Source organism: Prevotella amnii CRIS 21A-A, from assembly GCF_000177355.1.
Classification (GTDB): Bacteria; Bacteroidota; Bacteroidia; order Bacteroidales; family Bacteroidaceae; genus Prevotella; species Prevotella amnii.
The window spans coordinates 19,822-43,802 of the sequence record NZ_ADFQ01000027.1; the positions used below are offsets into that span (position 1 = coordinate 19,822).

The following is a 23,981-nucleotide window of genomic DNA, read 5'->3' on the forward strand; positions in this document are numbered from 1 at the left end:
AAATAATAAACAAAAACTAAAATGAAGATTAAGTCAGATTACACTAACGAACCTCAGTGGACTGAGTTAAACGTTAAATCAACTCTTCCCAAAGAGTTAGTATGTCTTAATGAAATTGCTCATAATATGTGGTGGGCATGGACATATCAGGCACGTAATTTATTTAAGAGTCTTGATGAGGACTTGTATGAGCAGGTTGGACATAATCCTGTTTTGCTCCTTGAACGTTTAAGTCTTGAGCGTTTGGAAGCTATTGTTAAGGATAAGACATTGATGAAACACGTAGATGAAGTGTATAAGATGTTTCGTGCATATATGGATGTTAAGCCTAATGCTAAGCGTGCTTCAGTGGCTTATTTCTCTATGGAATATGGGCTTAATCAGGTGTTGAAAATTTATTCTGGTGGTCTTGGAATGTTAGCAGGTGATTATTTAAAGGAAGCATCTGATTCTAATGTAGACCTCTGCGCTGTAGGTTTTCTTTATCGTTATGGATATTTCCGTCAGAGCTTATCTATGGATGGCCAGCAGATAGCTAAGTATGATGCTCAGCAATTCAATTCTTTACCTATAGAGCGAGAGTACGATAAGGACGGAAATCAGCTTGTAGTAGAGGTTCCTTATCGTGATTATATAGTAAAAGCTCTTGTTTGGCGTGTTAATGTAGGTCGTATAAAGCTTTATCTTTTAGATACAGATAATGATTTTAATTCGGAGTATGATCGTCCTATAACTTATGCATTATATGGTGGTGATTGGGAAAATCGTCTAAAACAGGAGATTCTTCTTGGTATAGGTGGTATGCTTACATTGAAGAAATTAGGTATAAAGAAAGATGTTTACCATTGTAATGAAGGTCATGCCGCACTTTGTAATTTGCAACGTTTATGTGATTATCGTGAAGAAGGTTTGAGCTTTAATGAAGCAATGGAGCTTGTACGTGCATCAGGTTTATACACAGTTCACACTCCAGTACCAGCAGGTCACGACTATTTCGATGAAGAACTTTTTGGAAAGTATATGGGTTCATATGCTAATAAGTTAGGTATATCATGGGACGAGTTTATAGGAATGGGACGTACCAATCCTGATGATCACTCAGAACGTTTTTGTATGAGTACTTTTGCATGTAACACTTGTCAGGAAATAAATGGTGTATCTAAACTGCATGGCTGGGTAAGTCAGAAAATGTTTGCCCCACTTTGGAAGGGTTATTTTGCTGAAGAAAACAGTGTAGGTTATGTTACTAATGGTGTACATCTTCCTACATGGACGGCTACAGAGTGGCGTAAGCTATATGATAAGTATTATGATAAGAGCTTTATGAGCGACCAAAGTAACGAAGACATTTGGCATGCTATATATAATGTGCCAGATGCAGAGATTTGGGAAACACGTATGGCTTTGAAAGTAAAGCTTATAAAGTATATAAAAGATAAGTTTACTCAACAATGGTTGCGTAACCAAGGCGATCCTGCAAAGGTGGTACAGGTATTAGAAAAGATTAATCCTAATGCTTTGATGATAGGTTTCTGTCGCCGTTTTGCTACTTATAAGCGTGCTCATTTGTTATTTACAGACTTAGAGCGTCTTGATAAGATAGTTAATAACCCTGAACGTCCTGTGTTATTTTTCTTCTCAGGTAAAGCTCATCCAGCTGATGGTGCTGGTCAAGGACTTATTAAGAAGATTTTTGAAATATCAAGAATGCCACAATTCTTGGGTAAGATAATCTTCTTGGAAGATTACGATATGCAGTTGGCTCGTCGTTTGGTTTCGGGTGTAGATATATGGATGAATACTCCTACACGTCCACTTGAGGCAAGTGGAACATCAGGTGAAAAGGCAGAGCTGAATGGTGTTGTTAATCTTTCTGTTCTTGATGGCTGGTATGTAGAGGGTTATCGTAAAGGTGCAGGTTGGGCTTTACCAGAGAAGCGCACCTATAAAGATCAGAATTATCAGGATCAGCTTGATGCTGCTACAATATATAGTTTGCTTGAAAACGAGATAGCTCCACTTTTCTTTAATAAGGACGCTAAGACAGGTTATTCAAAGGAGTGGATACAAGTAGTAAAGAATTCTATAGCAACAATAGCTCCTCATTATACTATGAAGCGTCAATTAGACGATTACTTTGATAAGTTTTATAACCGTCAGGCTAAACGTTTTGCAGAGTTATGCTCTAAGGATAATAAACTTGCAAAGGAGCTTGCTGCATGGAAAGAGCAGGTAGCTGAGAAGTGGGACGCAATAAATGTTGTAGCTAAGAATGTTGATGCTCTACATGATGTTACTACAGGAAAGAAGGCAAAGTTAAGCTTTACTATTGATGAGCAAGGCTTAAAGAACGCTGTTGGGTTAGAGTTAGTTATATTATATAACACTCCTGTTGATGATGTTAATGTATTCGAGGTAGTACCATTTAAGATGGTGAAGTCAGAAGGGAATTGTTATACCTTTGAAGTGGAATATAATCCTAACGTTGCAGGGTCTTATAAGTATGGTGTTCGTATGTATCCTAAGAATAGTAAATTACCACATCGTCAAGACTTTGCGTATGTTAAATGGATAGGATAATATCTATAAACTGAAATAAGAAGAATTATTTACATAAGAAAGCCCCTTTCTTTATGCTTTTATGTATAAAGGAAGGGGCTTACTTTTATGATAAAACAAAATTTAATATTTACGAGATTAAATTTTAGTTATGTCTGTATAACAAAGTAAGATTAACTATTCTTTGATAAGTTTCTTGCTCATGTGTCTTACAGGATACCATACTGCTACCCACCCAACTATAATAACAGTAAAGAAAATGATAACTATATCAGTGGGGTGTACACTGACAGGGTAAGCATTAACAACGAAGTTGCTATTTGCATCACCTAACTTTACTATTCCATAAACTTGTTGTAGCCAGCATAGTAATAGCCCTATAGATATACCTATTATAGCTCCAAAGAGTGAAATCATACGTCCTTCAAAAAGGAAAATACGAACTATAAGCTTTTCAGAAGCTCCCAGACATCGAAGTGTTTGCACATCATTTTTCTTATCTATCATTAACATAGACAGTGAACCGATGATGTTAAAGCAAGCTACCATTAATATGAAACTTAAGAAAATATATGCAAATAGCTTTTCTATCTTCATGATATTAAAGGTATCAGCTTGTTGTTCATATCTGTTTTTTACTGTGTATTTTGACCCAACAATAGATTTAATTTTTTCTTGTATTTTATTGATGTCTACCCCCTCTTTCATTCTAAGCTCTAGTGATGTTATTTGCCCTTGTCTATTGAACAATCGTCTAGCAAAGTTAAGTGAGGTTATAATGTATCCACCATCATATTTATTTTGTTTTACTTGGAAAACTAATCCTGGTGATATTAGGGAGTCTTTTACAAAACTTTGTGTGGGGTCAGTAGGATCGTATTGTCCTTCACGTTGTGGGGCATATATATATAGGTAGTCGCGCCAAAACACTCCAGTACCTAAGTCTTGAGCTACACGAACACCCAAAAGCCCATATTGCAGATTGGCTGTTTCTAAGTTTAGGTCGCCATCACCATAGCATATATTGCTAATGTGTGTTAGCGAGTCGAGGTTAGCTTCCATTCCTTTTATCATTATCATTTTTTGATTACCGTGATAAACAGCTAAAGCCTGATCTTCTACACATTCTGTGGATACAGCAACTTCTTTAAGATGCTTTACTTTCTTTAGCAAAGGATCGTCTGCAGGCATGGCTTTACCTGTGGCTGCCTCTATTTTTATTTGAGGATCAAACCCTGTAAAGAAAGAAGCTACTAAGTCTGCAAAACCATTAAAGCCACTCATGACTACTACCAAAGCCATTGTTGCCACTGCTACACCAATTACAGAGATAAGGCTGATGACGTTAATGGCATGAGTACTCTTTTTAGAGAATATATAACGGCGTGCTATGTAAAAGGAAAAATTCATTTTTTATCTTTCAATAGATGCTCAATGTGTTCAAGATAATCTAAAGAATCATCTACAAAGAATCTCAATTCTGGAATGATACGTAGCTGGTTATGTGTACGTTTACCTAATTCATATCGAATTGTTTTCTCATTTGTATTGATATTTTTAATTAGTTCTTCTGTTTTCTCAGATGGGAAAATACTTAAATAAGCAGTACATATACTAAGGTCTGGACTTATTCTTACACGTGTAACACTAACCAAAACGCCATGCAAAAGGCGTGTTTGCGACTGGAATATGCTTGCCAACTCCTTTTGGAGCAAGCGTGATATGCGGTTTTGTCTTGTTTCTTGCATTTTTTAAAAGGTTGTTTATAATAAAGATGTTCCTTTTCTATTATTTATATTAGTGTGGAACTCATTATTGCAAAGTTACTTAATTATTATTTATTTTAGAAATTATTTCTTTCTTATCACTGTTAATCCATCTCTTATTGGTAGGATAACCTTTTCTATACGTTCATCTTTTGCTATCATATCGTTAAATTCTCGTATACCTATAGTTTGCTTATCGTGATCGTAGGCATGGTCAATGACATGTCCATTCCATAGAGTATTATCAGCAATGATATATCCACCACTATTTATTATAGGGAATAGTGCACGATATGTTTCTATATAAGTGCGTTTATCTCCATCAATAAAAGCCATATCAAACATTACGCCTAATAGAGGAGCTTCTGCTATTGCATTTCCTATTCTGAAGTCTATTTTATCAGCATAGGCAGAATTTTCTATCCATGGACGCGTAAAATCCTCCATTTCGTCGTTTATTTCAAATGTTATAATCTTGCTTCCTTCTTCTAAACCTTCTGCCATGCAGAGGGCAGAGTAGCCGCTGAAAGTTCCCACTTCTATGATTCTCTTAGGGCGAATCATGCGTACAAGTAGCTTTAATAGTCTTCCTTGCAGATGCCCGCTTGCCATACGTCCATGCAGTGTGTGTATGTTTGTAGCACGGTAAAGACTATGTAGGTAATCGCCCTCAGCGTCTATATGCCTATTAATGTATTTGTCTAAAGCGTCTATCATCTTTATTTTAATAATGCTTCTATGGCTAACCGGTAACTATCTAAGCCAAATCCTTGTATAGTGCCTTTACACGATGGTGCTATCATAGATAATCTGCGATACTCTTCTCGGCTGTTTATATTACTTATATGCACTTCTATTACAGGGGTGGTAATGGCTTTAATACAGTCGGATAGAGCTATACTTGTATGTGTATAAGCTCCGGCATTAAGTATTATTCCGTCAAAAGAAAAGCCTACTTCTTGTAATTTGTCAATAAGTTTGCCCTCTATATTGCTTTGATAATAGTATAGATCCACTTCTGGAAACCTCTTCTGTAGTCGTGGGAGAAAATCTTCCATCGACTCTTTGCCATATATTTCTGGCTCTCGTTTGCCTATCAAATTTAAGTTGGGACCATTTATTATAAGTATGCGCATAGTGTTTTATGTAAATCTTTCTTATTGATAATAGTTTTATAAAAGTATTTTTTCTTCTTATACATATATATATGAGTTATCTCTTTAGTAGATATTATTGAGAAAGGGCAGATATAAGTTGTGTTAAGAAATAGAAGAAACCTTTATTTAAAGTAGTTTTTGGCATTTTAATAGTATCTTTGTATTTACTAAAAATAATAGTATATTTTGCAAAAATAGTAATTAAAATGGATATCAACAAAAAAAAGATAAGCAATATTGCCAGCAAGTTTCGTCGCTATTTAAAATTGGAAAAGGGATATTCTGAACATACTATAGATGCTTATATGCGAGATATTGAGAAGCTATCTTCTTTCCTTGAAGCAGAAAAAATAGATGTATTAGATGTAAGATTAGAAGACTTGGAGCGTTTTACAGCCTGTATGTCTGAGTTAGGTATAGGGGCAAGGTCGTTATCACGTGTGCTTAGTGGAATACGCCACTTCTATCGTTTCCTTATTTTAGATGGATATTTAGAGATAGATCCTACAGAATTGCTTGAGTCTCCCAAACAGCCAAAACATCTTCCTGAGGTGCTTTCTACGGCGGAAGTAGATATTATTCTTAACAGTATAGATTTAACTAAGTGGGAAGGGCAGCGTAATAAAGCTATTATAGAAGTGTTGTTTTCGTGCGGATTGCGTGTATCGGAACTAACATCTTTAAAAATTTCTAATTTATATTTTCAAGAGCAGTATGTCAGGATAATGGGAAAGGGCTCTAAAGAGCGATTGGTTCCAATATCTCCTCGCGCAATAGAAGAACTTAATTATTGGTTTTTAGATCGAAGCCAAATGAAAATAAAGGAAGGAGAAGATGATTATGTTTTTCTAAATAGGCGCGGTAGCCACCTTACACGCACAATGATTCTTATAATGTTAAAGCGTTATGCTTATGCTGCTGGCATAAAAAAAACAATATCTCCTCACACTCTTCGTCATTCTTTCGCTACTGCATTACTGGAAGGAGGGGCAGACCTTCGTTCTATTCAAGCCATGTTAGGTCATGAAAGTATTGTAACTACAGAGCTTTATACTCACCTTGATACTACTTCCTTACGACAAGAAATACTTAATCATCATCCGCGTAATATCCGCTATAGAGAGGAACATGGCTTATAGCTGGGTTATCTTTTTTTTAAGTAAAGCTATGCTTTATAGTAGGAGTGGGTTATTGTTTATATATAAATAAGTAACAGAATAGTTTGAAAAATAGTCTATTTTTATAGCAAAAATAGATTAAAAATAAAACAAAAATAATCTATTTTTCAAAACAGGAACTTATGTATAAATGTATAAATTGTTATGTTATACTGTGTTAGATGTTGTTTTTTGCTATTAAACAAGCAGTGTTTAGTCTTGTAACAGTTTTCTTAATTTTATATATTTATTTATCTGTGGCAATAGTGTTTGTGGCGGTAGGAAGGTAAGAAAACAGTTGTTCTTTGTGTATTAAGCGTTGTAGAGTTTTAATGTTAATAGTTAATTAATTATAAAAAATGGAAGGATTGGTGCTGTAGTTGTGTTTTCACATCATTTAAATTAGTACCTTTGTAGTCCGATTATTATGGGGATTTTCTTAGAATCCCGTACGTAACATGTTAATAGCATGGTTTTTGGCCGAGCTGTGTGGTTAGGTAAAGCATGTGCGTGAATTAATAAAAACGTTTTTTAGTAGTAAATTTAATTAAAAAAATGAACACTTTAAGTTACAAGACTATTTCCGTGAATAAGGAAACAGCTAAGAAAGAGTGGGTTGTAGTAGATGCTACCGATCAGGTAGTAGGTCGCCTTTGCTCTAAGGTAGCTAAATTGCTTCGCGGTAAGTACAAGCCCACTTTTACTCCTCATGTAGATTGTGGAGACAATGTTATTATCATTAATGCAGAGAAGGTGGTTTTCACTGGTAAGAAAGAAACCGACAAGGTTTACACACGTTACACTGGTTATCCAGGTGGTCAGCGTTTTAATACTCCTGAGCAGCTTCGTAAGCGTGATAACGGTATTGATAAGATTCTCCGTCATGCAGTGAAGGGTATGCTTCCTAAGGGTATTTTAGGTCGCCACTTGCTTAACAATCTTTATGTTATCAAGGGTACTGAATTAAACGGTTTAGAGGCTCAGAAGCCTAAGGCTATCGATATTAACCAGTATAAATAATATAGGAGAAAGATGGACGTAATAAACGCAATTGGTCGCCGTAAGAGTGCAGTAGCTCGAGTTTACCTTTCAGAAGGTACCGGTAAGATCACAATTAATAAGAAAGATATAACAGAGTTCTTCCCATCAGCTATTTTGCAGTATGTAGTAAAGCAGCCATTGGCATTGCTTGGTGTTGAGGGGCAGTATGATATTAAAGTAAACCTTAACGGTGGTGGCTTTACAGGTCAGAGTCAAGCTCTTCGCCTTGCTATTGCTCGTGCTTTAGTAAAGGTAAATGCAGAGGATAAGAAGGCATTGAAAGATCAGGGCTTCCTAACTCGTGATAGCCGTGAGGTAGAACGTAAGAAGCCAGGTCAGCCAAAGGCTCGTGCTCACTTCCAGTTCAGCAAGCGTTAATATTTTACAGGCTTTTAGTCTGTTAATAAAAACGTTTAGGTTTAGTATCTAAATCGATGCGATTCCTTTTTTAAGCGACTACCCATCGATTGATTCTAACAAAGCTTGGTAAAGCTTATTTACCACGAAAGAATTAAACAGAATGTAAACAAAGAAATAAAAATAAACATGTCAAGAACAAATTTTGACCAACTATTGCAGGCAGGTTGTCATTTCGGGCACCTTCGTCGTAAGTGGAATCCAGCTATGGCTCCTTATATATTTATGGAGCGTAACGGTATTCATATTATAGATCTTCATAAGACTGTAGCTAAAATAGATGAAGCTGCAGAAGCTCTAAAAGGTATTGCTAAGAGCGGTAAGAAGATTTTATTCGTCGCTACTAAAAAACAATCTAAAGAGGTAGTAGCAGATAAAGCAGCATCTGTTAATATGCCATACGTTAATGAGCGTTGGGCTGGCGGTATGCTAACTAATTTCCCTACTATTCGTAAGGCCGTAAAGAAAATGACGAATATCGACAAGTTGATGAACGATGGTACCTTCTCTAATTTGTCAAAACGCGAGCTTTTGCAGATTTCACGTCAGCGTGCTAAGCTTGAAAAGAACTTAGGTTCTATATCAGATTTAACTCGTTTACCTGCTGCATTATTCGTTATTGATGTAATGAAAGAGCACATTGCTGTTAAGGAAGCTAATCGTCTTGGTATCCCTGTGTTTGCTATTGTAGACACAAATTCTGATCCTAAGAACATCGATTATGTTATCCCTGCTAATGATGACGCTAAAGATTCTGTAGACGTTATCTTAACAGCTTGCTGTAGTGCTATAGCAGAAGGGCTTGAAGAGCGTAAGGCTGAGAAGGCTGATGAGAAAGCTGCTGCAGAGCAAGCTGAGCTTGCTGCAGAGGCAAAGCCAAAACGTGCTGCTCGTAAGACAAAAGAAGAAGAGGCACCAGCTGCAGAATAATAATAATATATATATGGGTACTGGTGAGTGCTTTACAGTAAGTATTATAGCTGTATTATCATTCACCAATGCCCATTTTTGTAAAATATAAAAAAGGAGAAAATACAAAATGGCAGTATCTATTGATGATATTAAGAAGCTCCGTGCAATGACAGGAGCTGGTCTTGCTGATGTAAAAAAAGCATTAACAGAGGCAGAAGGCGATTTTGATAAGGCTAAGGAGTTACTTCGTGAGCGTGGTTTAGCTATAGCAGCTAAGCGTTCTGACCGCGAAACATCTAACGGTTGTGTGCTTGTTAAGCAAGATGGCGATTTCGCAGCAATGGTAGCCGTTAAGTGTGAAACTGATTTTGTTGCTAATGGAGCCGACTTTGTAGCACTTGTACAAGAAATACTTGATGCTGCAGTAGCTGCAAAAGCTAAGAGCCTTGATGAAGTGAAAGCTCTAAAACTTGCTAATGGCGAAGATGCAGCAACTGCTGTTCAGCAGCGTTCTGGTGTAACAGGAGAGAAGATGGAGCTTGATGGTTATAACTATATGGAAGGTGCTAATGTGTCTATTTATGACCATATGAACAAGCATACTCTTGCCACTATGGTACAGCTAAATGACGCTAATGAAGAGGCTGGGCACAAGGTTGCTATGCAGGTAGCTGCAATGAAACCAGTAGCACTTGATGAGGCTTCTGTTTCGCAGGCACAAAAAGACGAGGAATATCGTATTGCTGTAGAGAAAACTAAGGAAGAGCAGGTAGAAAAAGCTGTAGTAGCTGCTATTAAGAAAGCAGGTATTAATGCTAACTTGGTAGATAGTGATGATCACATTGAGTCAAATATAAATAAAGGCTGGTTAACACGTGAAGAGGCTGACAAGGCAATAGAAATTCGTAAGACAGTAGGAGCAGAAAAAGCAGCTAACCTTAATGCTACGATGATAGAAAACATTGCTAAGGGGCGTTTAGCTAAGTTCTTTAAAGAAAACTGTTTGGTAGATCAGGAATTTCAGTTTGCAGAAGGTGATAAGATCAGCGTAGGCAATTGGCTTGAAGCACAAGCTAAGGGCTTGAAGATCTTAGGTTATAAACGTTTCTCTCTTGCTGCTGATTAATTTTTAGTATATAGCATAAATAACGTAACAGAATCTCTGTTGAGATTAAAACATACGGAGTTATAGGACGTTATCGTAAGTTCCTATAGCTCCTTTTTTGTTTATTATTACTTTAAAGTATGAAGATTTTTGCAGTCGAAGATAATTATTTACATAATAATAATATATCGCATGATGATATAATAAAGGTAGATAGTCCTGTTATTTTTTTAAAAGCCGACTCGTCTTTATTAAAGGATAATAAGCCTTTTTTTATCCCAGATAATCTTGGAAGCATAGAGTATGAGGCAGAATTGGTTGTACGAATAAATAAGTTAGGCAAGACTATACCAGAACGTTTTTCACCTCGCTATTATGATGCGGTAACTCTTGGTGTTGATTTTACAGCCAGAGAACTGCAAGAAAAATTAAAGAGCAAAGGATTACCATGGGAGCTTTCTAAGAGTTTTGATGGAGCAACAGTAATAGGTGAATGGATACCAAAGGATAAGTTTCTTGATGTTCAACGACTTCATTTCCATTTAGATGTTAATGGTAAAACTATTTATGAAGGAAGTACTAATGAAATGTTATATAAGATAGATGCATTAATAAGTTATATTAGTAGGTATTTTACACTTAAAACGGGAGATATTCTCTTTACAGGTAGTCCGTCAACAGGAAGAGTAGCTATTATTAATGACCATTTAGAAGGGTATATAGAAGATAATAAGGTATTAGATTTCAATTGTAAATAAATAATCTTTTTTGGTATTTATAACTAATAAAAAATATTATAATATTACTGTATATGATAAGGGTAGGAATGGGATATGATGTCCATCGTTTAGTAGAGGGACGCAAACTTTTCTTAGGAGGAATACAAATAGACCATAGCTTAGGTTTATTAGGTCATAGCGATGCTGATGTTTTAATACATGCTATCTGTGATGCTTTGCTTGGTGCTGCCAATTTACGTGACATAGGATATCATTTTCCAGATACATCTGATGCAACTCTTGATATGGATTCAAAGATTATCCTTAATAAAACCATTAGTTTACTTCATCAACATGGATACCGTTTGGGTAATATAGATGCTACTATTTGTGCTGAGCGACCTAAAATTAATCCGTATATTCCTGCAATGAAAGAATGTATGGCTTCTGTAATAGGTTGCGATATTGATGTTATATCCATTAAAGCTACCACTTCAGAAAAGATGGGTTTTGTAGGAAGAGAAGAAGGTATTGCTGCTTATGCTGTGTGCTTAATAGAGAAGTAAAGTAGTAAGAATATTTAAGAAGTTATTCTTTATATAAGCAGTTATCAGTATTTATCCCTAAGAATAATATGTCTTTAGTAAAAAAAGAACTTCTTTTTCATATAATGAAGGTTGTCTTTATAATATCAAAAGACAACCTTATTATGTTTTTATTTATATTAAGTGGTTTAAGTTTTATATGCAACCAAAACTTAATGTAACAGTTTGACTTGTTTGAACAGGTCTTCCTCCTATAGTCGCTGGTTCCCAATTAGGCATTTGAGAAAGTGGTTTTTGCTCTATATTGATATATAATTGTGATTTTGTACTCATAAATCTAACAGCTTCAGCCTTATATTTCGCTATCTTTTTTTGTATAAATTCCTGCTGTTTTGTTATAGACATTTTGTCGTATTTTGGACCGTTTGCTTTAATATTATTTACTTCTATAACATGCGCACCTATTACTTGACCGTCAAACATCACTGTAAATTGCACTACAACATCAGCCCTTACATTTGCATTTTTATTGCTATGCACGCCTATAAGGTTTTTCTTTATAAAGTCTTCAAAGGCTTTTTGCCCACCTTTAAATTGTGCTTTTGGGGTGTTAGTGTTAAGTCTTTTAGAGGGATTGATACTTTCCAATGCTTCTTTTAGATGGTTTATATCAGTAGTAGCGAAAACAATTTTCCCATGAGGGTTAATGAGGTACATTGTCGGGATCCACTTTACATTATAAAGTTTATCAATATGTGTATTCTTTTTCCATTTCTTTAGTTCGCTTACTTGTGTCCATGGCATCTGGTAAGTGTTCCAATATGTCTTTGCCCACTGCTCTTTATCAGTATCAAAAGATATTCCAAGAAAGTCTACTCCTTGCGTGGAATATTTATTGTAAAGCTCTTTTATAGCAGGTATATCTTTCCTACAGTCAGAACACCAGCTAGCCCAAAAGTCTATAACAAGGTATCTTCCTCTAAAGTCGCTTAATCTTATAGTGCGATTATCGTATGTTTTTAAGCTAAAATTTGGAGCCATTGTGCCTACTTTAAGTAGGTCTTTTGTATAAATAGCATCGTTTTTTGTATGTTGTATATTAGTATTGGTTTGTGCGTTTGTTCTCCCAAAACATAATATAAGAATACTTACTATGGCTAATAAACTTTGTTTCATATTGTTAAATCTTTGTTTTCGTTTTATAATATGTATATAATAATTTGAAAATCATATTGTTTGCAAATATACTATCTTATTCCCAATAAAACAAGAGGCGTCTTTATATTTTCTCAATAGTAAGTGTTTGATCACAATAATCTACTACTGCAAGTCGGTGAGTAATAAAAATTATCGTTTTATTGTGATTAGTTAGAATGTTTTTAAGTAACTGTTGTTCGGTTTCTGGGTCAAGAGCTGATGTTGCTTCATCAAAAATCATAATGCTTTTGTTCCTTAATAATGACCTTGCTATAGCTATTCGTTGTGCTTGTCCTTCACTTAATCCACCACCATTTTCGGAGCATACAGTGTCAATACCTTTAGGTAGATCGAAAACAAAGTCTGCGCAACTTGTTTTTAATGCATATATAATTTCTTCTTCTGTTGCATTTTCTTTGCCCAATTCAAGGTTTTCACGAATTGTTCCGCTCATAAGTGTGTTGCCTTGAGGCACATATACAAAATTAGTGCGCATTAATGGGCTAAGTTGTAAGCATTCTTTTTTATTATATAGTTCTATTGAGCCTTCGGTAGGGGTTAGTAGAGCTAAAAGCATTCTTGTGAGTGTAGTCTTTCCTGCTCCTGTTTCTCCTAATATGGCAGTACAAGAACATGGTTTAAAATCGAAAGAAAGTTTTTTTATAACAGGTGTATCAGCATCGAAGAATTGATATGAGATATTGTTAAGTCTTATACCGCAAGGGGCTTTTAGCTCAATACTATTACCTTGTTTTTCAAGAGGTACTTCTTCTAACTCTATTAAACGTTCAGCAGCAGTTAGCACAGAAACAAAAGAAGGTATAAGGCGCATAAGTTGTCTTGCAGGAGATTGTATTTTGTTTACTAACTGTAAGAATGCTGTCATGCCACCAAAAGTGAGTGTACCTTCATACAAACGTAAGGCTGCACATGCAAAAGCAAAGAGATAACCTAATACAAAACCAAATTGTAGAATTGTGCTAGAGAATATTGAAAACTTTGTTTTTTTTATAACTTTATTGCGTAATTCGCTTTGTGTAGTTTCTAAGCGATTGATAATAAAATCATCTCCTTCTAATGTTTTTATCAATATTCGATTTTGAACACTTTCTTGTAAAACGCTTTGAACCTTAGAATCGGATATTCTAACATCGCTCACTAAGAGTCGCATCTGTCTTACATATATCCTACTAAGTAAAACAAATAATGGTATCATAAACACTATAGTGCTTGCTAAACGCCAGTCCATAAGTGCTAAATATATAAAAGCTCCGATAAAAAGAGTTAGTGTTGATAAAGAATTAGGTATAGTTTCAGTAAGAAATGTAACGACGTTAGTTACATCAAATTCTAACCTATTTAGCACATCTCCACTATGATGACAGTCTTTTCCTTTCCATTCTGATCGCAACATTCTATCTAATAACTGTTGCTGCATTTTGTTTTGTGCTTTTATACCTAATAGGTTTCTTACCCAAAGTGATGCTATGTTTAATCCGAAATTAGATAAAAAGAGTAGTCCTAAGGTAATAACAGCTAAAGCTATGCTACCTTTTTTTACATGCGAAGATACGTCTATAGCGTGTTGCATAGCCCAAACTATAGATAGTGATATAATAACTTCAGATAATCCTATTGCTGCATTTATAATAGCTTGCTTGCGGTTTCCTTTCCAAGCAACCCACAACCATGCGTAAATATCTTTGGTAGAATATTTTGTTTTTGGTATTTTAAACAAACTTTTTATCTTTTCTTTCATCTTGGAGGAATATGTGCGATACTATTTTAGTTAATGAAACGTAGTTCAATCATTAATATTTTTTTCTTTTAAAGATTTACTGTATAATTGTCTTGTATCAGCTCCCCACATTAGTTTTTCACGTAAAGTATTAAAGAAAGTATTGTTTTCGGTCTTAATTATTTTTACTTTATGGTTAGCTTTCTGTATGGTTAGCGTTGTTCCTTCTTTCATTTTAACAGATCGTCCATCAACAGCTACCAAAAAATTATGACTTCTGCTTTCTACATCTAATCTTATTTTCGATCCATCACTAACTACTATAGGACGCATATTTAAGCTATGTGGTGCTACGGGAGTTATGCTTAGCGTGTTAGTTTGTGGTACCATAATAGGTCCGCCTATAGATAGTGAGTAAGCTGTAGATCCTGTAGGGGTGCTAATTACTAATCCATCAGCGAGGTAAGATGTAAGAAATTCTCCATTTATTTCTACATGAATAGATATCATAGAAGCTATATCGCGTTTTAATATAGCTATGTCGTTTAATGCAAAAGGATTAAAGATAACGTCTTTTTCATTGCATTTTAGTCTTATTACAGACCGTTCTTCTATTATAAAGTTGTTAGCGTAAATACTGTCAATAGTGCTGTTTAGCTTTTCTTGTGATATGTTAGCAAGAAACCCTAAGCGTCCCATATTTACTCCAATTATAGGTATTTGAAGGTTTCCTACGCGTCCAGCAGCTTTTAAGAAGGTTCCGTCACCACCTAAAGATATTATAAAATCAGCTTTAAAGTTAATTAAGTCGAAAGGTAGAACCTTATTCTTTATTTTTGTATTTAAGCTGTAATCAATGAAGTTAAGGTATTGCTTTTCAATGTATATGATAGCATTATAGGAAATGAGCTTCTCTATCAACTGATTTATCCTTGTAGGATTAGAAGCTCCAGACTTGCTGCCGAATATAGCGAAAGTAAGTTTTTTATCTGTCATAAAAAGCTGTTATTTTATAAATCTTTAGACTTGCTAATACCCCTAAATCATGAATATTTAGTATATTTGCAAGAGATATTATGTACAAAAGTATAATTTTTTATTGAAAGTTTAATATTAAAAAATAAATATTATGGCAAAAGTTTATGAGTTTTTAGCAACAGGCTTCGAAGAAATGGAAGCTATTGTGCCTGTAGATGTTTTTCGTCGTAGTGGTGTTGAGATATCTATGGTAAGTGTTACAGGTAGTAAGGTGGTAAAATCTGCACGTGGTGTAGGTATAGAGGCAGATGTTTTGTTAGAGGAAATAGCGAGCTTTGATGATGTAGATATGTTGCTTTTGCCTGGGGGTGTTTTAGGTGCTAACAACTTAAAAGAGCATAAGGAGGTACGTAAAATATTGCTTAAGCAGTTTGAAAGTGGAAGATTTTTAGGTGCAGTGTGTGCAGCTCCTTTAGTATTTGCTTCTATTGGCATATTAAAAGGTAAGAAGGCAACAATCTTCCCAGGTATGGAAGATAGTCTTATTAATGGTGCAGAGCCAACGAGAACATTGGTTCAGGTAGATGGAAATGTTATAACAGGGGCTGGTCCTGTAGCTGTTTTACCTTATACCTATGAGCTGTTGAGCCATCTTTTACCCAAAGAAGAGGTGGAAAAGGTTAAGAAAGCTATGTTATATGACAGAGTGTTAGCTGGCACAAAATAGCTTTTATGGAAAAATATGCTATTATAGTAGCAGGTGGGAAAGGTCTGCGCATGGGTATGGAAGTGCCAAAGCAATTTCTACCCGTGGCAGGTTTACCTGTTTTAATGCGTACTATACGGTGTTTTCGCGAATATGATCCACAAATAAAGGTAATCCTTGTCTTGCCCAAAGAGCAGCAAGAATATTGGCATGACTTATGTTTGAAATATAATTTTTCAGATTATTATGAATTAGCTACAGGTGGATCTACTCGTTTTCAGTCGTCTAAGAATGGTTTAGATCTTATCCCTGATGCTGCTAAAGGCTATGTAGCTATTCATGATGGGGTGCGTCCTTTTGTTTCTAAAGAAACTATTTTGAGATGTTTTAAAGCAGCCCTTACTTATAAAGCAGTTATTCCTGTGTTGAAAGTTACAGATACTTTACGATATGTTTCGGTAGATGGTAGTTCAGAAACTGTACCAAGAAGTAGCTATTGTTTGGTGCAGACCCCACAGGTTTTTGATATATCTGTTGTTAAGAAGGCCTATTGTCAGGACGAAGATAGCAGGTTTACTGACGATGCAAGCGTAGTGGAAAGTATTGGGCAAAGGGTTAAAATGGTAGAAGGAAATAGGGAGAATATTAAGTTGACTACACCTTTCGATCTTAAGATAGCTGAAAAGCTTTGCTACGATAAATAATAAATATATAAAAGTAGTATAAATATTTTGTTAGACATACTCGATCAAGACATTATGTATTTGCCCGGTGTAGGGCCTCGGCGAAAGGATATACTAAGTAAAGAACTTGGTATAAATACTTATCGTGATTTGTTAGAATATTATCCATATAAGTATATTGACCGTACAAAGGTATATCTTACTTCGGAGTTGTCGTTAGATATGCCTTTTGTGCAGCTCAGAGGTAAGATTCTTAGTTTTGAAGAGTATGATATGGGAAAACGAAAGAAACGCATAGTAGCACACTTTTCTGATGGTCATGGTGTGTGCGATTTGGTATGGTTTAATGGCATACAGTATATATATAAAAATTATAAAATAGGCAAAGAGTATATAGTTTTTGGTAAGCCAGGGTTTTATAATGGTCGTTTTCAGTTTACACATCCTGATATTGATGATGCATCACAATTGCAGTTAAACGATATGGGTATGCAGCCTTTTTATGTTACAACAGAGAAAATGAAGAATGCTTCGCTTAGTTCGCGAGCTATAGAAAAACTAACCAAAACACTTATTTCTAAGCTTGTTTCTCCGTTAGAAGAAACCTTACCTCCTTTTATTATAAGCCATCTTAACCTTATATCTCGTGATGAGGCTTTTAGAAAAATACATTATCCAAAGACAGTAAACGATACGCAACGTGCAAGAATGCGTCTTAAGTTTGAAGAGTTGTTTTATGTACAGCTTAATATTATGCGTTATGCCAGTGAGCATCGTCGTAAATATAGAGGATATGAATTTAGGCGAATAGGTGAGCAGTTTAATTGGTTTTATCATAATAACTTACCATTTGCATTAACCAATGCACAAAAAAGAGTTATTAAAGAGATTCGTGCCGATATGGGAAGTGGTAGGCAGATGAATCGTCTTCTACAGGGAGATGTTGGCTCTGGTAAAACGCTTGTAGCTTTTATGTCAATGCTTATAGGTATAGATAATGGTTTTCAGGCTTGTTTTGTGGCTCCTACAGAGATATTAGCAGAGCAACATTTACAGACTATACGTGAGTTTTTACATGATATGAATCTTAATGTGGAGCTGCTCACAGGTATTGTAAAGGGTAAGAGGCGTAAGTCGGTCTTAGAGGGGTTAGTAAACGGAACTATAAATATACTTGTAGGAACGCATGCTATCTTTGAGGATAATGTACATTTTCAGAAATTAGGAATAGCTGTTATTGATGAGCAGCACCGCTTTGGAGTGGCACAGCGTGCGCAGCTTTGGGCAAAGAGCAAACAGCCTCCTCACATATTAGTGATGACAGCTACCCCTATACCACGTACATTGGCTATGACTATTTATGGAGATTTAGATGTTAGTGTCATTGACGAATTACCCCCTGGACGTAAACCTATAGAGACTATTCATAGATATGATGACCAAATGACAAGTCTTTATCATGGCATAAGGCAGCAGGTTAGTAAAGGCAGGCAGGTGTATATAGTGTTTCCTCTTATTAAGGAAAGTGAGAAGAGCGATCTTAAAAACTTAGAAGAAGGCTTTAATACTTTGCTTGAAGTGTTTCCTGATTACCACCTAAGCAAGATACATGGTAAGATGAAAGATAAAGAGAAGGAGGAGGAAATGCAGAAGTTTGTTCTTGGACAAACTCAGATTCTTGTAGCAACTACCGTGATAGAAGTGGGCGTAAATGTGCCTAATGCGAGTGTTATGATAATCCTTGATGCGCAGCGTTTTGGGCTTTCACAGTTACATCAGTTGCGTGGAAGAGTAGGGCGTGGTGCCGATCAAAGCTATTGTGTTCTTGTTACTAATCGTAAGCTGACCAAGGAAACCAAGAAGCGCATTAATGTTATTTGCGATACTAATGATGGGTTTGCTATATCTGAAGCCGACTTGAAGCTCAGAGGTCCTGGCGATTTGGAAGGTACTCAGCAAAGTGGCATTGCCTTTGATCTTAAAATAGCTGACATAGCTCGTGACGGACAGCTTGTGCAGCTGGCACGTGATGAGGCTCAGAAAATAATAGAATCAGACCCTGAATGCTCTAAAGAAGAGTATAAGATGTTGTGGGATAGATTAAAAATGTTAAGGAAAAATAATATCAACTGGGCTGCAATATCTTAGTAAATATAGGTTCTTTTCTTGTGAAATGCTTTTAATACCTATGTTTGTATATGTTTTAAAGCTGTTTATAATGTGTTGGTAGTGTGTTAAAAGCATCATAAAAACTGTTAAGCTGTAAGAGAATCCATTCATTTTTTTTTATCTTTGCAAAGCTGACTTTTACAAGGTAATGTCTTATATAGGTGTGTTTTTTATATTAACCTTATAACTTTACTGAAGGATCAGTACCCTTTGATAAATAAAAATAGTATTTTAACTAAGCAATTTTTATGAAGATAAAGAATATTATCAAGTCCACATCCTTGTGCTTTTTATTGGTTTTTTCGAGCCAATCGATAAAGGCACAAGATAAATTAGCAATGCAAGCACCTATAGATCGTCGTGTAAACCCACTTGACACACTTGTTATAAACCGTTTAAAGGAAACAGAAGAATTTGATGCACCAGCTTCTGAACTTTATGATAGTTGGGATAATACCTATGCACATCGTCCTACTACTCTGCCTGAAGTATATAAGATAGATCTTAGAGGTTTTGTAATGCCTACTCCAAGCCGTGTTATTACAAGTAACTTTGGTCGTCGATGGGGTCGTAATCATAGAGGTTTAGATATAAAGGTCTATATTGGCGATACTATCCGTTCTGCTTTTTCAGGGCGTGTTCGTATGGTAAAATATAATGCTAATGGTTATGGTAAGTATGTAGTTATTCGTCATAATAACGGTTTAGAAACTATTTATGGGCACCTTTCGCGCCAGTTGGTACGTGAAGACCAGTATGTGCAAGCTGGTCAGCCTATTGGTTTAGGAGGGAATACGGGGCGTTCCACAGGTTCTCATTTACACTTTGAAACACGTCTTTGTGGTGTAGCTTTAAACCCAGCTTTGTTTTTCGATTTTGCAAATCAAGATGTAACGGGAGATTATTATGTGTTCCGTCGTGGCAATATCTCAAGCGAGTCGGCTCGCGCCACAGCTTTACGTGGTACTAATTCCAGCTTACCTTATAGCAGACAGAACATTCAAGGCAATGGCAATTACCGCACTCGTCCAAAGGCTTATGCCAAAACGAAAGCAGAGGAGTATAATACAGATTATGCCAGCAGAACCCCGCAAGCTACTTATAGCAACGCAAGTGAGCGCTTGTTTTATCACAAGGTAGCAGAGGGAGAAACTTTAGCTTCTATAGCTGAGCTACATGGAGTTTCAGTAGAGCAGATTCGCCGTGCTAATGGTTTGAAAAAGTTTACTCATATCGCTGTAGGTGAGTTGCTAAAGATTAGTAAATAAGAAGCCTTATTTATATAAGAGAGATAGTGTGTAAAGCTTTTTGTTATGCTATTTACCCACTCTCCATTTAGTGATACTTTTTTAATATAGCCTGTAATAGTAGTTGGTAAGAATTTAAAAGTATAGCTTTTTATTGTTTGAAGAAGGTATTTTGTTTAGTAAAAGATAAGACATAAGGACTAAAAATAAGTTATTTCTAGTCCTTTTTTAATCTATTTTTATATCAAAAATAAGTTATTTTTAGTATGTTTGCACTATATATTTTCACCTAAAATATTATTTTTTTATATAGTGTAGTGTGCTTTTTATAGTATAGAAGATTATTCTTATTTGTGTAAATAGGTTACTAACAATTGTATTGTTTTCGTTAAGTTTGGTGTCATTTATAATAAAAAAATGTGGGATAGCCTTTTAAACAGGCTATCCCACAAGGTGTTTTATCTATTTTAATTTTAGTTGATAGTGATAGTAAAATATTTTATTTTGTTTTGATACTATCTTCCTTAAAGGAGTCTGAAATGCTTTTTCCTAATTTTTTAAAGAACATTTTCCCTCCTTTTTTTATTTCTTTCCCAGCTTTGCTGGCATCTTTCCACTCGCTTTTAGCTATTTTACCTACACCTTTCCCAAACTCTTTTAGTCCGCGTTTTATTTGTTGCTTTCCTGTATTAATATCTTTATACTTATCAGTTTTTGCCGGCTTTGGTGTAGATAATCTTTTTGTGCATACTGTTTTGTATGTAGTAGTTGCTGTGTTTGTTACTTTTTTTGCAGATTTTGTAGTACTGTTATTGTTTTTTGCTATTTGTGTGGCATTGCTTTTAGCACTATTGTTTTGGCTTTGTGCATAAGTATACATACTTATGGTAGTTAGAGCTATGATGAGGGAAGTCTTTAATATGTTCATGTTTTTTTTATTATTTTATTGTGTATATTTTTTATATTTATGTGTATCTATTTGTTTTTATTTATTTTATAAAATGATGTATTAAGAATCTAAGATGGTGTAATGATGTTTTAAAAGTGCCATAGTGTTTGCACATTATTTTATATCGTTCTATTAATGATGCTCTATGGTGTAATGTTGTTTGTCCTTCTTTTAGATAATTAGCTACCACAGTATGTACGTTTTTTATCAATAAGCCGCAGCGCTCCCCTTCTTTCATAACATTAATACACCAATCAATATCTGCAGAATAATGATATTTAGTATTATAAGGCAGGGCTTTGGCAATATCTGTTCGTGCATAAAAGGCTTGATGACAAACAAGCATACCTTCTTTAAACGATTTCCATGTAAGGTCTTCAGGTGGTTCTTTCTGACGATGATACAGAAAGATGCCATCTTTATCAATGATGTCCGTATTGCCATATAATACTGCAGGCATCTCTTCACCATCTCCCGGCTCAGCAATTATAGCCACTTTTTTAAGTGTCTCCACTTTAGGAAATCTATCGCCAGCGTTTAGGAATATGATATAATCGCCTGTAGCTTTTTGCAGTCCTTTATTCATAGCATCATAAAGTCCTTTATCTGGTTCGCTCTGTATGATTATGGTGTGTCCATTGTCGGCTTTGTTAGAGAGCTTCTGATAGTTGAGTGCTATTTGTAAGGTGTTGTCCTTAGAAGCACCATCTATGATGATATGTTCTATGTGTGAATAGTTTTGCATAAGAACACTGTCTAAAGTAGGTTGCAAAACTTTCTCAGCATTATATGTTATGGTTACAACAGAGAATGTTATCATAATTTATAGTTTTTATAAGCTAAAGCTTCATAATATAGGTTGATATACTGTTCTGCTACATTACGTTCCGAATAGGTATGTATAACCTTTTCTATTGCAGCAGTAGAGAGCTGTGTGTAATTAGCATTGTTAAGCACCCACTTAATGCCTTGTGCAAGATCTTGAGGGTTGTGTTCCTTTGCTACATAACCATTATGTAAATGGTCTATCATTTCAGGTATTCCACCCACTTTAAAGCTTACACATGGCACACCACACGCCATAGCTTCCATTATAGTGTTAGGCAGGTTGTCTTCCCGTGTAGGTAGCACAAAGACATTTGCAGCATTGTAAACGTCTCTAATATTTTCTTTGTCTGATACATACCCAAGCGGATATGTTGGCAAGCTAAGTTGGTTGGCTATCTCTTCAGCGTGTCCACCGAGTATAGCTATGCAGCTGTTTTTTTTAATTTCCGGATACTCTTTAGCTATGTGGTTTATAGCTTCTATAAAAAGATCCATGCCTTTTCTGTTATCAGTAACACGTTGTGATACAAATAGAATAATATTTTTGTCGTTAGGCAGGTTTAGTTTCTTTCGAGCTTCATGCTTATCTAATGGTTTGAAAAAATGGGTGTCAATGGGGTTAGGTATGCTTTGTATAGTATGTTCTTTTAGCAGACTGCTATGCTTAGCCTCTTTACATAGCCACTTGCTACAGGTTACAAAGTATATGTGCCCTGAATTGTACACTTTGTTTTTTTTTGCCCAAATCTTTGCAGAAAGATCCTTTTCCGACCCGTTAGCTGGCAGTATAGGGCAATGTTGGCAGCTACTTTCGTAGCGTTTACACCTCTTAGGGTAGTGGCAAATAGAGGTAGCAGGCCAGAGGTCGTGCATTGTCCATACGACAGCTTTATCCGAAGTTATGATTTTTTTTATGCTATTTAGCGATAACATTCCCTGATTTATCCAAGCTAAGTGTATTACATCGGATTTTTTAAATACAGAAAGGGAAGTAATATCATTACCTGAATTGGCTATATCTATTTCGAAAAGATGTTTTTTTCTAAAATGTAGGTTAAAGAAAATACAAAGTCGTTCAAAAAGAAAGTAGATTTTTTGTAGGTAGTGTTTGTGAAGTTTTATCACGTTTGCATTATCGGTTTCTTTTTCTCTTACAAGCATTTTTGCTTCCACACCCATCTTGTTTAAGGCTTTGAGAAGGCGGTTAGATGCTACAGCGGCACCACCTGTTTGTTCGCTTGTGTTTACAATAAGAATGCGCATAATGCTATATAGTTTTAATTGATGTAGCTATTGCCTGTTAATATGTTATTATAATTAGGTGCAAACTTACATAAAAAGAGCGAACCTAACAAAGTTATTATATGTGTTTAATGTAAAAAAAGACATTTTTGTTAGGCTGTTTATCTTAATTTTTAGAAAGAATAGAGGAGGTAGTGCTTACAATGTTTAAAGATAATAATCATAAAAAAGAGGCAGCATAGGGCAAAAAGCTTTTAAAAACGTTAATAACTGTTTTCAAAACAACGAATATGGTTAAAAAAAAACAATACTATAAAAATGTTTTCTTTATATTGGTTGTTTTAAATTTGCAAAAGAAACAAATTTATTTAAATATTACTTAATAAAACCATAGAGTAATGAGAGTAAAGGATATTTTATTTTTGATACTTTTTGTAGTATTTTTTAATGCCTGTACACCCAAAAATATTTATTATAGTACGTTTTCCACTACTGCGATAGCTAATAAGGGAATGGGAAAGTATGTTTTACGTGTGCAAGGTGTTGGGCAAACATATCATCAAGCTAAGGTTGATGCTGTACGCAAGGCTGTGTACGACGTCATTTTCAAGAACGTCAGCAGCTCTTATGGTGAACATAAAATGATACACCCCATTATTTCTAATCCATTGATAGAGCAGCAGTATTCTGACTTTTTTGATGCTTTTTTCTCTACTGGTGGCGATTATCTGAAATTTGCATACGAACTACGGTTAGAAAAAGACAAGTTTAAGCCACAAGCGCGACGCGGGGTTATTATGAATGTTATGGTAGATAGAATTGCATTAGCTAAATATCTTAAAGAAAATCAAATATTTTAAATATAA

23 protein-coding genes are annotated in these 23,981 nt (G+C 35.3%); 13 read left to right on the plus strand and 10 right to left on the minus strand.

All coding sequences use genetic code 11. From position 1 onward, the window contains the following. The first annotated feature begins 21 nt into the window (after nucleotides 1–21). Nucleotides 22–2,580 (plus strand): alpha-glucan family phosphorylase, encoded by a 2,559-nt coding sequence (glgP, locus tag HMPREF9018_RS02845; RefSeq protein WP_008448051.1) that lies wholly within the window; start codon nucleotides 22–24, stop codon nucleotides 2,578–2,580. Between the two features lie 156 nt (nucleotides 2,581–2,736). Here the strand turns inward: glgP and HMPREF9018_RS02850 are convergent, their stop codons facing one another. The 4 genes from HMPREF9018_RS02850 to aroQ all read right to left on the minus strand — a co-directional run bounded on the left by HMPREF9018_RS02850 (nucleotide 2,737) and on the right by aroQ (nucleotide 5,461). Then, the gene (locus tag HMPREF9018_RS02850) at nucleotides 2,737–3,969 is read right to left on the minus strand and encodes an FtsX-like permease family protein (protein WP_008448033.1); all 1,233 of its coding nucleotides are present in this window, start codon (nucleotides 3,967–3,969) and stop codon (nucleotides 2,737–2,739) included. Further along, a complete protein-coding gene (rbfA, locus tag HMPREF9018_RS02855) occupies nucleotides 3,966–4,307 on the minus strand; it encodes a 30S ribosome-binding factor RbfA (RefSeq protein WP_008447930.1) in 342 nt (113 codons plus the stop codon). The genes HMPREF9018_RS02850 and rbfA overlap by 4 nt, the downstream gene beginning before the upstream one ends. Nucleotides 4,308–4,409: 102 nt before the next feature. After that, complete coding sequence (locus tag HMPREF9018_RS02860; protein WP_008447920.1) at nucleotides 4,410–5,042, minus strand: O-methyltransferase; 633 nt, start codon at nucleotides 5,040–5,042, stop codon at nucleotides 4,410–4,412. 2 nt (nucleotides 5,043–5,044) lie between these two features. Further along, on the minus strand, nucleotides 5,045–5,461 hold the full coding sequence (aroQ, locus tag HMPREF9018_RS02865) for a type II 3-dehydroquinate dehydratase (RefSeq protein ID WP_008447983.1): 417 nt from the start codon (nucleotides 5,459–5,461) through the stop codon (nucleotides 5,045–5,047). 227 nt (nucleotides 5,462–5,688) lie between these two features. Between aroQ and xerA the strand changes: the two genes are divergently transcribed. From xerA to ispF, 7 genes are all read left to right on the plus strand, one after another. Continuing rightward, on the plus strand, nucleotides 5,689–6,621 hold the full coding sequence (xerA, locus tag HMPREF9018_RS02870) for a site-specific tyrosine recombinase/integron integrase (protein ID WP_008448014.1): 933 nt from the start codon (nucleotides 5,689–5,691) through the stop codon (nucleotides 6,619–6,621). A 573-nt stretch (nucleotides 6,622–7,194) separates the two neighbouring features. Continuing rightward, nucleotides 7,195–7,659, plus strand: a complete 465-nt coding sequence (rplM, locus tag HMPREF9018_RS02875; protein ID WP_008447915.1) for a 50S ribosomal protein L13 — start codon at nucleotides 7,195–7,197, stop codon at nucleotides 7,657–7,659. Between the two features lie 12 nt (nucleotides 7,660–7,671). Then, nucleotides 7,672–8,058, plus strand: coding sequence for a 30S ribosomal protein S9 (gene rpsI, locus HMPREF9018_RS02880; RefSeq protein WP_008447953.1), 387 nt, complete (start codon nucleotides 7,672–7,674; stop codon nucleotides 8,056–8,058). A gap of 168 nt (nucleotides 8,059–8,226) precedes the next feature. After that, nucleotides 8,227–9,027 (plus strand): 30S ribosomal protein S2, encoded by an 801-nt coding sequence (gene rpsB, locus HMPREF9018_RS02885; RefSeq protein WP_008447997.1) that lies wholly within the window; start codon nucleotides 8,227–8,229, stop codon nucleotides 9,025–9,027. A 109-nt stretch (nucleotides 9,028–9,136) separates the two neighbouring features. Beyond that, the gene (gene tsf, locus HMPREF9018_RS02890) at nucleotides 9,137–10,135 is read left to right on the plus strand and encodes a translation elongation factor Ts (RefSeq protein ID WP_008447944.1); all 999 of its coding nucleotides are present in this window, start codon (nucleotides 9,137–9,139) and stop codon (nucleotides 10,133–10,135) included. Between the two features lie 119 nt (nucleotides 10,136–10,254). Beyond that, the gene (locus tag HMPREF9018_RS02895) at nucleotides 10,255–10,872 is read left to right on the plus strand and encodes a fumarylacetoacetate hydrolase family protein (RefSeq protein WP_008447990.1); all 618 of its coding nucleotides are present in this window, start codon (nucleotides 10,255–10,257) and stop codon (nucleotides 10,870–10,872) included. Between the two features lie 53 nt (nucleotides 10,873–10,925). Then, entirely contained in the window at nucleotides 10,926–11,399 is a 474-nt protein-coding gene (ispF, locus tag HMPREF9018_RS02900) for a 2-C-methyl-D-erythritol 2,4-cyclodiphosphate synthase (RefSeq protein WP_008448038.1), read from the plus strand. 174 nt (nucleotides 11,400–11,573) lie between these two features. Here ispF and HMPREF9018_RS02905 read toward each other — a convergent pair whose 3' ends face one another. The 3 genes from HMPREF9018_RS02905 to HMPREF9018_RS02915 form a co-directional block, all read right to left on the minus strand. Next, on the minus strand, nucleotides 11,574–12,554 hold the full coding sequence (locus HMPREF9018_RS02905) for a peroxiredoxin family protein (RefSeq protein ID WP_008448046.1): 981 nt from the start codon (nucleotides 12,552–12,554) through the stop codon (nucleotides 11,574–11,576). A gap of 103 nt (nucleotides 12,555–12,657) precedes the next feature. Then, the gene (locus HMPREF9018_RS02910; protein ID WP_008447994.1) at nucleotides 12,658–14,334 is read right to left on the minus strand and encodes an ABC transporter ATP-binding protein; all 1,677 of its coding nucleotides are present in this window, start codon (nucleotides 14,332–14,334) and stop codon (nucleotides 12,658–12,660) included. Nucleotides 14,335–14,379: 45 nt separating this feature from the next. After that, on the minus strand, nucleotides 14,380–15,309 hold the full coding sequence (locus HMPREF9018_RS02915) for an NAD kinase (protein WP_008447995.1): 930 nt from the start codon (nucleotides 15,307–15,309) through the stop codon (nucleotides 14,380–14,382). A 133-nt stretch (nucleotides 15,310–15,442) separates the two neighbouring features. Here HMPREF9018_RS02915 and HMPREF9018_RS02920 point away from each other — a divergent pair, with 133 nt between their 5' ends. The 4 genes from HMPREF9018_RS02920 (at nucleotide 15,443) to HMPREF9018_RS02935 (ending at nucleotide 20,117) form a co-directional block, all read left to right on the plus strand. Further along, the gene (locus tag HMPREF9018_RS02920; RefSeq protein WP_008447890.1) at nucleotides 15,443–16,018 is read left to right on the plus strand and encodes a DJ-1 family glyoxalase III; all 576 of its coding nucleotides are present in this window, start codon (nucleotides 15,443–15,445) and stop codon (nucleotides 16,016–16,018) included. Nucleotides 16,019–16,023: 5 nt separating this feature from the next. Further along, a complete protein-coding gene (locus HMPREF9018_RS02925; protein ID WP_008447925.1) occupies nucleotides 16,024–16,701 on the plus strand; it encodes a 2-C-methyl-D-erythritol 4-phosphate cytidylyltransferase in 678 nt (225 codons plus the stop codon). Nucleotides 16,702–16,728: 27 nt separating this feature from the next. Then, entirely contained in the window at nucleotides 16,729–18,828 is a 2,100-nt protein-coding gene (recG, locus tag HMPREF9018_RS02930; protein ID WP_008447972.1) for an ATP-dependent DNA helicase RecG, read from the plus strand. Nucleotides 18,829–19,097: 269 nt separating this feature from the next. Beyond that, nucleotides 19,098–20,117: a M23 family metallopeptidase gene (locus HMPREF9018_RS02935; protein WP_008448016.1), complete on the plus strand. Its 1,020-nt coding sequence runs from the start codon at nucleotides 19,098–19,100 to the stop codon at nucleotides 20,115–20,117. 478 nt (nucleotides 20,118–20,595) lie between these two features. Here HMPREF9018_RS02935 and HMPREF9018_RS02940 read toward each other — a convergent pair whose 3' ends face one another. From HMPREF9018_RS02940 to HMPREF9018_RS02950, 3 genes are all read right to left on the minus strand, one after another. Next, nucleotides 20,596–21,024 (minus strand): hypothetical protein, encoded by a 429-nt coding sequence (locus HMPREF9018_RS02940; RefSeq protein ID WP_039864170.1) that lies wholly within the window; start codon nucleotides 21,022–21,024, stop codon nucleotides 20,596–20,598. A 61-nt stretch (nucleotides 21,025–21,085) separates the two neighbouring features. Beyond that, nucleotides 21,086–21,865: a glycosyltransferase family 2 protein gene (locus tag HMPREF9018_RS02945; RefSeq protein WP_008448002.1), complete on the minus strand. Its 780-nt coding sequence runs from the start codon at nucleotides 21,863–21,865 to the stop codon at nucleotides 21,086–21,088. Next, the gene (locus HMPREF9018_RS02950) at nucleotides 21,862–23,136 is read right to left on the minus strand and encodes a glycosyltransferase family 4 protein (RefSeq protein ID WP_008447940.1); all 1,275 of its coding nucleotides are present in this window, start codon (nucleotides 23,134–23,136) and stop codon (nucleotides 21,862–21,864) included. Before HMPREF9018_RS02950 ends, HMPREF9018_RS02945 begins: the two co-directional genes overlap by 4 nt. A gap of 377 nt (nucleotides 23,137–23,513) precedes the next feature. Between HMPREF9018_RS02950 and HMPREF9018_RS02955 the strand changes: the two genes are divergently transcribed. After that, entirely contained in the window at nucleotides 23,514–23,975 is a 462-nt protein-coding gene (locus tag HMPREF9018_RS02955) for a hypothetical protein (RefSeq protein WP_036855067.1), read from the plus strand. The last annotated feature ends 6 nt before the right edge of the window (nucleotides 23,976–23,981 follow it).

Coding starts and splice junctions, on each gene's coding strand:
- HMPREF9018_RS02945 (WP_008448002.1), bottom strand. CDS start 21,865: ATGATAACATTCTCTGTTGTAACCATAACATATAATGCTGAGAAAGTT.
- HMPREF9018_RS02915 (WP_008447995.1), bottom strand. CDS start 15,309: ATGACAGATAAAAAACTTACTTTCGCTATATTCGGCAGCAAGTCTGGA.
- HMPREF9018_RS02905 (WP_008448046.1), bottom strand. CDS start 12,554: ATGAAACAAAGTTTATTAGCCATAGTAAGTATTCTTATATTATGTTTT.
- HMPREF9018_RS02895 (WP_008447990.1), top strand. CDS start 10,255: ATGAAGATTTTTGCAGTCGAAGATAATTATTTACATAATAATAATATA.
- HMPREF9018_RS02940 (WP_039864170.1), bottom strand. CDS start 21,024: ATGAACATATTAAAGACTTCCCTCATCATAGCTCTAACTACCATAAGT.
- HMPREF9018_RS02860 (WP_008447920.1), bottom strand. CDS start 5,042: ATGATAGACGCTTTAGACAAATACATTAATAGGCATATAGACGCTGAG.
- HMPREF9018_RS02920 (WP_008447890.1), top strand. CDS start 15,443: ATGGCAAAAGTTTATGAGTTTTTAGCAACAGGCTTCGAAGAAATGGAA.
- glgP (WP_008448051.1), top strand. CDS start 22: ATGAAGATTAAGTCAGATTACACTAACGAACCTCAGTGGACTGAGTTA.
- rplM (WP_008447915.1), top strand. CDS start 7,195: ATGAACACTTTAAGTTACAAGACTATTTCCGTGAATAAGGAAACAGCT.
- HMPREF9018_RS02850 (WP_008448033.1), bottom strand. CDS start 3,969: ATGAATTTTTCCTTTTACATAGCACGCCGTTATATATTCTCTAAAAAG.
- rbfA (WP_008447930.1), bottom strand. CDS start 4,307: ATGCAAGAAACAAGACAAAACCGCATATCACGCTTGCTCCAAAAGGAG.
- HMPREF9018_RS02935 (WP_008448016.1), top strand. CDS start 19,098: ATGAAGATAAAGAATATTATCAAGTCCACATCCTTGTGCTTTTTATTG.
- HMPREF9018_RS02955 (WP_036855067.1), top strand. CDS start 23,514: ATGAGAGTAAAGGATATTTTATTTTTGATACTTTTTGTAGTATTTTTT.
- HMPREF9018_RS02950 (WP_008447940.1), bottom strand. CDS start 23,136: ATGCGCATTCTTATTGTAAACACAAGCGAACAAACAGGTGGTGCCGCT.
- ispF (WP_008448038.1), top strand. CDS start 10,926: ATGATAAGGGTAGGAATGGGATATGATGTCCATCGTTTAGTAGAGGGA.
- xerA (WP_008448014.1), top strand. CDS start 5,689: ATGGATATCAACAAAAAAAAGATAAGCAATATTGCCAGCAAGTTTCGT.
- rpsB (WP_008447997.1), top strand. CDS start 8,227: ATGTCAAGAACAAATTTTGACCAACTATTGCAGGCAGGTTGTCATTTC.
- aroQ (WP_008447983.1), bottom strand. CDS start 5,461: ATGCGCATACTTATAATAAATGGTCCCAACTTAAATTTGATAGGCAAA.
- tsf (WP_008447944.1), top strand. CDS start 9,137: ATGGCAGTATCTATTGATGATATTAAGAAGCTCCGTGCAATGACAGGA.
- HMPREF9018_RS02925 (WP_008447925.1), top strand. CDS start 16,024: ATGGAAAAATATGCTATTATAGTAGCAGGTGGGAAAGGTCTGCGCATG.
- rpsI (WP_008447953.1), top strand. CDS start 7,672: ATGGACGTAATAAACGCAATTGGTCGCCGTAAGAGTGCAGTAGCTCGA.
- HMPREF9018_RS02910 (WP_008447994.1), bottom strand. CDS start 14,334: ATGAAAGAAAAGATAAAAAGTTTGTTTAAAATACCAAAAACAAAATAT.